This window comes from Pseudomonas sp. FSL R10-0399, from assembly GCF_009600165.1.
GTDB lineage: Bacteria > Pseudomonadota > Gammaproteobacteria > Pseudomonadales > Pseudomonadaceae > Aquipseudomonas > Aquipseudomonas helleri.
In genome coordinates this window covers 1-7,819 of sequence record NZ_WIWK01000176.1, presented here as the reverse complement: position 1 = coordinate 7,819, position 7,819 = coordinate 1, and the positions used below count along the sequence as shown (strand labels likewise).

9 protein-coding genes and 2 pseudogenes are annotated in these 7,819 nt (G+C 60.3%); 4 read left to right on the top strand and 7 right to left on the bottom strand.

Annotated features, from left to right (window positions below; translation table 11 throughout):
* From GHO41_RS27850 to GHO41_RS27835, 4 genes and pseudogenes are all read left to right on the top strand, one after another.
* Positions 1-273: pseudogene (locus tag GHO41_RS27850) on the top strand (alkanesulfonate monooxygenase); the annotation flags it as partial.
* Between the two features lie 7 nt (positions 274-280).
* The gene (gene ssuC, locus GHO41_RS27845) at positions 281-1,087 is read left to right on the top strand and encodes an aliphatic sulfonate ABC transporter permease SsuC (RefSeq protein WP_048390911.1); all 807 of its coding nucleotides are present in this window, start codon (positions 281-283) and stop codon (positions 1,085-1,087) included.
* Positions 1,084-1,890: an aliphatic sulfonates ABC transporter ATP-binding protein gene (gene ssuB, locus GHO41_RS27840; protein WP_048371090.1), complete on the top strand. Its 807-nt coding sequence runs from the start codon at positions 1,084-1,086 to the stop codon at positions 1,888-1,890. The genes ssuC and ssuB overlap by 4 nt, the downstream gene beginning before the upstream one ends.
* A gap of 31 nt (positions 1,891-1,921) precedes the next feature.
* Positions 1,922-2,137: a molybdopterin-binding protein gene (locus tag GHO41_RS27835; RefSeq protein WP_003444581.1), complete on the top strand. Its 216-nt coding sequence runs from the start codon at positions 1,922-1,924 to the stop codon at positions 2,135-2,137.
* A 70-nt stretch (positions 2,138-2,207) separates the two neighbouring features.
* On the opposite strand, the gene GHO41_RS27830 is transcribed toward GHO41_RS27835, so the two are convergent.
* From GHO41_RS27830 to GHO41_RS27800, 7 genes and pseudogenes are all read right to left on the bottom strand, one after another.
* Positions 2,208-2,465, bottom strand: a complete 258-nt coding sequence (locus GHO41_RS27830; RefSeq protein WP_153435209.1) for a hypothetical protein — start codon at positions 2,463-2,465, stop codon at positions 2,208-2,210.
* Positions 2,466-2,916: 451 nt separating this feature from the next.
* Positions 2,917-3,540, bottom strand: a complete 624-nt coding sequence (locus tag GHO41_RS27825) for a class I SAM-dependent methyltransferase (RefSeq protein ID WP_048371087.1) — start codon at positions 3,538-3,540, stop codon at positions 2,917-2,919.
* A gap of 40 nt (positions 3,541-3,580) precedes the next feature.
* Positions 3,581-4,225 carry a methionine ABC transporter permease gene (locus GHO41_RS27820; RefSeq protein ID WP_153435208.1) on the bottom strand — a complete coding sequence of 215 codons (645 nt, stop codon included), beginning with the start codon at positions 4,223-4,225 and terminating at the stop codon, positions 3,581-3,583.
* Positions 4,215-5,336, bottom strand: coding sequence for a methionine ABC transporter ATP-binding protein (locus GHO41_RS27815; RefSeq protein WP_153435207.1), 1,122 nt, complete (start codon positions 5,334-5,336; stop codon positions 4,215-4,217). Before GHO41_RS27815 ends, GHO41_RS27820 begins: the two co-directional genes overlap by 11 nt.
* Positions 5,337-5,338: 2 nt before the next feature.
* Positions 5,339-6,130, bottom strand: coding sequence for a MetQ/NlpA family ABC transporter substrate-binding protein (locus GHO41_RS27810; protein ID WP_153435206.1), 792 nt, complete (start codon positions 6,128-6,130; stop codon positions 5,339-5,341).
* A 126-nt stretch (positions 6,131-6,256) separates the two neighbouring features.
* Positions 6,257-7,618: an LLM class flavin-dependent oxidoreductase gene (locus GHO41_RS27805; RefSeq protein WP_153435205.1), complete on the bottom strand. Its 1,362-nt coding sequence runs from the start codon at positions 7,616-7,618 to the stop codon at positions 6,257-6,259.
* Positions 7,618-7,819: pseudogene (locus GHO41_RS27800) on the bottom strand (SfnB family sulfur acquisition oxidoreductase); the annotation flags it as partial. The gene GHO41_RS27805 and the pseudogene GHO41_RS27800, both read right to left, overlap by 1 nt.

Genomic DNA, 7,819 nt, shown 5'->3' with positions numbered 1-7,819 from the left:
GGCGTGGGCCTGGTTCGCGGCGGCGCGGGCACGGCACTGGTCGGCGACGGCCCAACCGTTGCAGCGCGGGTCAAGGAATATGCAGACCTGGGCATCGACACCTTTATTTTCTCGGGTTATCCCCACCTGGAAGAGTCGTACCGCGTGGCTGAACTGCTGTTCCCGCACCTGGACATCGAGCGCCCGGAACTGCCCAAAAGCGCAGGCTACGTGAGCCCGTTTGGCGAAATGGTCGCCAACGACATCCTCCCTAAAGCTGCGTCGCAGAGCTGAGGCGGGCATGAGTACGGCAAAGGCTACAAGCCTTCATAAAATCGCCCACACGTTTGCCCCCTGGGCATTGCCCGTGTTGCTGTTGGCGGTGTGGCAGTTGTCGGTGTCGGCGGGCTGGTTGTCGACGCGGATCCTGCCCTCACCCATTGCAGTGATTGAAGCGGGCGTGGAGTTGGTGCGCAGTGGCGAGATCTGGAAACACCTCGCCATCAGCGGCTGGCGTGCCGGTGTGGGCTTCGCGATCGGCGGCAGCATCGGCCTGGCGCTGGGCTTTATTACCGGCCTGTCGAAGTGGGGCGAGCGCCTGCTCGACAGCTCGGTGCAAATGATCCGTAACGTGCCGCACCTAGCGCTGATCCCGCTGGTGATTTTGTGGTTCGGCATCGACGAGTCAGCGAAGATTTTTCTGGTGGCGTTGGGCACCTTGTTCCCGATCTACCTCAACACGTATCACGGCATCCGCAACGTCGACCCGGCGCTGGTAGAAATGGCGCGCAGCTATGGCTTGTCGGGTTTCAGCCTGTTTTGGCAAGTGATCCTGCCGGGCGCGTTGCCGTCGATTCTGGTCGGCGTGCGCTTCGCCCTGGGCTTTATGTGGCTGACGCTGATCGTGGCTGAAACCATCTCCGCCAGCTCCGGCATTGGCTACCTGGCGATGAACGCCCGGGAGTTCCTGCAGACCGACGTGGTGGTATTGGCCATTGTGATGTACGCGATCCTCGGCAAGCTGGCAGACACTGCCGCCCGAGGTCTGGAACGTGTCTGGTTGCGCTGGCACCCGGCTTATCAAGTGCCAAAAGGCGGTGCCGCATGACAGCTCAACAACCTCCGCATTTGCGTCAGGGCATCCCGCTGGTGGTCAAGGGCCTGCAAAAAGCCTTTGGCGATCGTCTGGTGCTGCGAGGCATCAACCTGCACATTCCGGCAGGCCAGTTTGTCGCCATTGTGGGCCGCAGCGGCTGTGGCAAAAGCACCTTGATGCGCCTGCTGGCCGGGCTTGACCAGCCCACGGGCGGCGAACTGCTGGCCGGCAGCGCGCCGCTGCAAGAAGCGCGTGAAGACACCCGCTTAATGTTTCAGGAAGCGCGCTTGCTGCCCTGGAAAAAAGTCATCGACAACGTGGGCCTTGGCCTCAAAGGCGACTGGCGGCCCAAGGCCCTCAAGGCGCTGGAAGAAGTCGGCCTGGCCGAGCGCGCCAATGAATGGCCGGCGGCCTTGTCGGGCGGGCAAAAGCAGCGTGTAGCGCTGGCCCGTGCCTTGATCCACCAACCGCGTTTGCTCTTGCTGGACGAGCCCTTGGGTGCACTGGATGCGCTGACCCGCATCGAGATGCAACAACTGATCGAACGCCTGTGGCGCCAGCATGGTTTCACCGTATTACTGGTGACCCATGACGTCAGCGAATCGGTTGCGATTGCTGACCGGGTCATCCTGATCGAAGACGGTGAAGTGGGGCTCGACCTCACCGTCGAACTGCCGCGCCCTCGGGTGCGTGGTTCACATCGACTGGCGGCACTGGAAACCGAAGTGCTTCACCGAGTGCTCGCTTTACCTGGCTCGCCACCTGAGCCAGACCCTGTTGCACCGCTGCCTACGCAACTGCGTTGGGCGCTTTAAACCTACTTTTCTCAAGACAGGAATCGACACCATGACTATCAAAGCCATCAACGTTCGTAACCAATTCAAAGGCCACATCAAAGAAATCGTCCTGGGCGACGTGCTGTCCGAAATCGACGTACAAACCGCCTCCGGCATCGTCACCTCCGTCATCACCACCCGCTCGGTCAAAGAGCTGGAACTGGTGGTCGGCAGCGAAGTGATCGCCTTCGTAAAATCCACCGAAGTGTCCATCGCCAAGTTGTAACCCATGCCAAGACCCACAACCCCGAAAGGCGCGAGCCCTTCGGGGTTTTTTTATGGGTGAAAAAGCGCTGTCACATCTCGCGTAACACCAATACGCCCAACACATCGCAGCCTTCTTGCAGCAGCAATGAAGACGCCTCACATACTGCGCTCAGATCATGCGGGTCGCTGCTGTAGGTGTTCATATGGGACAAACAGCGCAATAAATTCTTGGCTGCCTGGATGCGCTGTTCAGCACACGTGAGCAGCGCAGACACAGAGGCGCGGGTATCGATCAATAAAACGTCAGACCCGACAGGATTGTCGGTTTGAGCAAGATAGTGCGACATGCTTGAAACTCCTGAGGATAAAGGAGCCACATCATTCAGCTTGCACGCAGAAAGAGGGTGGCAGCTGTGCGCAGGTGTGCAAGACCGGCCTCAGGAACCCGGCAGACCCAAAGATCTCCCGCGCACAACCGCCATAACGCTGATTGAGGCGCAGAGCCTACCAAGCGAAATGAAAAGTTGGAAATCTGAGGACAGGCTTGCACGCCTGATCGCTGATGATTCAGCGACGGGATGGACTATAGGCAGCCCGTCACAGACATCACAATGGGGGCCCGCACGAGCAAGCCACATCCCACACAAGTCAGCGAAAGGTCCGTAAACGTGTCGCCCATTGCGACGATCACATGTGTTGTAGGAGCTGCCGAGGCACGAAGGCTGCGATCTTTAAGATCAAAAGATCGCAGCCTTCGTGCCTCGGCAGCTCCTACAGTATGAGAGGAAGGCCGGTGGGTTACTTACGCCAAACACTCACCAGCCATGGTTGCTGGTCGCGGGGCAGGCCGGTGGGGCGGTAGTAGTGTTCCAGCTCGGCAAAACCTGCCGCAGTGAGCAGCGCGCGCCAGTGTTCGAGGTCGTGGTACGCGCCGTAGCGCTGGCCATTCCAGCCTTCGCGGTTGTCGCCGCGCGGGTTGGAGCTGAGCAGCACGCCGCCCGGTTTTAGGCTGGCGTGCAGTTCACTCAGCACGCGCTCAAGTTCTTGGGTTGGGACATGAAACAACGAGGCGTTGGCGAAGATGCCGTCAAAGCGCTCAGCTGGCAGATCGAGCTTAAGAAAGTCCTGGTGCCACACTTCACAGCCGCTGTCTTCGCGGGCCATTTGGGTGAAGCGCTCGGTACCGTCCAGGCCGATGGCGACATGCCCCAAGCGGGTGAAGGCTTGCAGGTCGCGGCCAGGGCCGCAGCCGAAATCCAGAATCGTGAACGGCGCCGCGCCCTGAAGGTGGCGCAGCAAGGCGTCGATGTTCTGGCTGACGTCGTGGTCGCGAGTGCCTTCGCGAAAGCCTTCGGCACTCTGCTGGTAATGCGCCAGGGTGGTGGCAGCAATCTGTTCGAGGGTGGTGGGGTCCAGGGTCATTGCAGGCTCGGTCGGCGGCGGTGTTGCCGCCGACTATACCTCAGCGTTTGTTCAGCACACGCGCCAAACGATCGCCGCCGAGCTGAATCACCGCCACCAGCACCACCAACAAAACAATCACGGTGAGCATGACCTGGGTGTCAAAGCGCTGGTAACCGTAGCGGTAGGCAATGTCGCCCAAGCCCCCGGCACCAATCGCCCCGGCCATGGCCGAAGAGTTGATCATGGTGACGATGGTGATGGTAAAACCCCCGACAATGCCCGGTAACGCTTCTGGCAGCAGTACGTGCCAGATGATGTGATGCCGTTTGCAGCCCATCGCCTGGGCAGCTTCGATCAGTCCGTGATCCACCTCGCGCAGGCTCACTTCGGCAATGCGCGCAAAAAACGGCGTGGCGGCGATGGTCAGCGGCACGACGGCCGCCCACACACCGGAAGTGGTGCCGACAATCAGCCGGGTAAACGGAATGAGCGCCACCATCAAAATCAGAAACGGGATGGAACGGAACAGGTTTACAAACGCGCCCAGGGCTTTGTTCAGCGCCGGGGCTTCATAGATGCCGCCCTTGCCGCTGGTGACCAGAATCACTGCCAGCGGAATGCCCAGAATCAACGCAATGAGTGACGACACGCCGACCATCAAAAAGGTGTCGATCACGCCCTGCCATAAACGATCAAACCCCATAGCCCAGCACCTCGACCTGTTGTGCCCATTGTTCAGCGCGCTTGCGCAGTTCTTCTGCCCCCAGTGAGGCGCTGGTCACGCTGAGTAGCAGTTGCCCCAGGGCATGCCCCTGGATCTGCTCGACGCCGCCATGGAGCAAACGCACCTGGCCGCCCAAGGCGCTGAACAACGCGCCCAGATCAGGCTCCTGGGCCTGACCGCCGGTGAAGCGCAGGCGCAGAATCACGCTCGATTGCGATGACTGTGGCGTCGCGCTGATGCGCTGTTGCAGCGCCTCGGGCAGGTTGTCTTGCAAGGGTGCGAGCAAGGTTTTGCTGACCTCGTGTTGCGGGTCGCCAAACACTTGCCACACCGGGCCTTGCTCCACGACACGGCCTTGCTCCAGCACCACCACGCGGTGGCAAATGTCGCGGATCACCGCCATTTCGTGGGTGATGAGGATGATGGTCAGGCCCAGACGCTGGTTGATCTCGCGCAGCAAGCCGAGGATCGACTGGGTGGTTTCCGGGTCGAGGGCCGAAGTGGCCTCGTCGCAGAGCAAAATCTGCGGGTCGTGAACCAGTGCGCGGGCAATGCCCACGCGCTGTTTTTGCCCGCCGGACAGTTGCGCAGGGTAAGCCGTGTGCTTGCCTTGCAGGCCCACCAGTTCCAGCAGTTCGCGGACTTTCTGTTCGCGTTGCGGTTTGGGCACACCCGCTACCTTGAGCGGCAGCTCAACGTTCTGCCACACCGTCTTGGCCGACATCAGATTGAAGTGCTGAAAGATCATGCCGATCTGGCGGCGCAACGCCACCAGCTTGTCTTCGTCAAACCCGCCGATGTCGATTTGATCAATCAACACCCGCCCGCTGCTGGGCTGTTCAAGGCGGTTGATGGTGCGAATCAACGACGATTTACCGGCGCCGCTGCGGCCAATAATGCCGAAGATTTCACCGCGCTGAATCGCCAGATCAATGCCTTTGAGGGCGTCTACCGGGCCTTGGCGGCCGTCATAAGTTTTGCCCACGCCAATAAAGCGCACGTGGGCGTTGGTCAGCTCCGGGTGCAGTTCAGTGCGAACGGCATCGGGCTGCGGCTCGTCGAGGCGGGCGCGATCAAGGGCCAGGTTCATCGTCAGTTCTTCCAGCCAGGTTGGTACAGGGTGCCGTAGGTTTTATCCAGCGAGGCTTTGACCACCGGTGAGTGCTGGTAAATGTCGATGAACTTGGCCAGGCGCGGGTCGTCTTTGCTCTTGGGCTGGATGACGAACTGAATCACGTATTCCGGGTGGTCGATGCCGTCGAACAGGATGGCGGAGGTGGCATCGAAGGTTTTGGCCAGACGGATGTAAGCCGGGTAGCCCTGCACCAGGTCGGCATCGTCGTAGGCGCGTACCAGTTGCACGGCTTCGACCTGCAGGATTTTCAGTTTTTTCGGGTTGTCGGTGATGTCTTCTTCGGTGGCTTTGTAACCCACGCCGGGTTTGAGCGTGATCAGCCCGGCCTTGGCCAGCAATTGCAGGCCACGGCCACTGTTGATCGGGTCGTTGGCGATAGCCACGGTGGCGCCGGTGGGCAGCTCATTAAAGCTTTTGTATTTTTTCGAATACAGGCCCACGTTGTTGATCACGCCCGGTGCGTACGGCACCAGATCAAAGCCGCTGGCGGCCTTGGCGTTTTCGAGGAACGGGATGTGCTGGAAGTAATTCACGTCAATGTCGCCGCTGGCGAGGCTGACGTTGGGGGCGATCCAGTCGGTGAATTCCACCAGTTCAACTTTCAGGCCTTGTTTGTCCGCTTCAGCCACGGCGGCTTCCAGCGGAATGGCGAAGGCGGCGGTGGTGCCGACTTTGAGCGGTTTTTCGGCGGCGAAGGCAAGGCTGCTGAACAGGCCGAGCGCGAGAACCAGAGCGTGTTTTTTGTTCATGAAATTTTTCCGGTCAAATAAGAGTTCTGTTTTTGTGGGAGCGGGCTTGCTCGCGATGGCATCAGCGCGCTGCGCCAGACAGACCGCGTCGTTTGCATCGCGAGCAAGCCCGCTCCCACAAGGGAGTCAGGCGTTGTGTCTAAAAGAAGCGCCGGTATGCCGTTCAGGCAGGTGCGCGTCGCCTTCGACAAACAGTTTTTGCCGCAGGCTGCCGGTGTCATAGGCGGTTTTGTAAGAGCCCCGGCGTTGCAGCTCGGGGATCACCCAATCAATGAAGTCGGCGTAGCTTTCGGGCGTGACAATGCGGGTCAGGTTGAAGCCGTCCAGGCCTGTTTGCTCGATCCATGACTCCAGCTCATCGGCGACCTGTTCGGGGGAGCCGACCACAGTGATATAGCGCCCGCCCAAGGCGTGTTGTTCCAGCAACTTGCGGCGCGTCCAGTCGTTGTTTTGCAGCACTTTGGTCGCGGACTGGATGGCGTTGCTTTTAACGTACTGGATCGGCTCGTCCAGCTCGTAATCGGCAAAGTCGATGCCGGTGGAGCTGGAAAAATGCGCGACTCCGGCTTCGGCGCTGGCGTAGGCCAGGTATTCCTCACGCTTGGCCAGCGCCTGGGCTTCGGTCGGCGCGACGATCACGTTCAGGCCCATAAACACTTTGATGTCATCCGGGTTGCGGCCCGATGCAGCTGCGCTGGCGCGCACCCGGTCGACCTGGAGCTTGGTCGCGGCCTTGGTCTGCCCGCTGATGAACACGCACTCGGCATGGCGCCCGGCAAAGGCCAGCCCACGGTCCGAGCTGCCCGCCTGAAACAGCACGGGGGTGCGCTGTGGCGACGGTTCGCAGAGGTGATAACCCTCGACCTGATAGAACTCGCCCGCGTGTTTGACCTTGTGCACTTTGTCGGGCCGGGCGTAGATACGCTGCGCCGGATCGTTGAGCACGGCGTCGTTTTCCCAGCTGCCTTCCCAGAGTTTGTACAGCACCTCCAGGTATTCGTCGGCCTGGTCGTAACGGCGGTCGTGCTCCACTTGTTCGGTCAGGCCCATGGCCTTGGCTGCGCTGTCCAGGTAGCCGGTGACGATGTTCCAGCCCACGCGGCCACGGGTCAGGTGATCGAGGGTCGACATGCGCCGTGCGAACAGATACGGCGGCTCGTAGGTGAGGTTGGCGGTCAAACCAAAACCGAGGTTTTTGGTGACGGCGGCCATGGCTGAAACCAACAGCAATGGGTCGTTGACCGGCAACTGGATGGATTCTTTAAGCGGAACATCAACCGACTGTTGATAAACGTCGTAAACGCCGACGATATCCGCGATAAACAGCCCGTCAAACAGCCCGCGTTCCAGCAATTGAGCCAGCTCGGTCCAGTATTCCAGGGTGTTGTAGCGCGTTGAGGTGTCGCGTGGATGCGTCCACAACCCGTGGTTGATATGCCCGATGCAGTTCATGTTGAACGCATTGAGCAGGATTTTCTTTTTGCTCATCAGATGGTCCCCCGCAGCGGTGGGTTTTCACTGTTGAGGTAGTAGTTACCGACAGCGTGGTACTTCCAGCGCACCGGGTCGTGCAGGGTGTGCACGCGGGCGTTGCGCCAGTGGCGGTCAAGGCCGTACTCGGCCAGGGTGGCCTGGCTGCCGGCCAATTCAAACAGGGTGCTGGCCGCGCTCAGGGCCACTTCGGTGCTG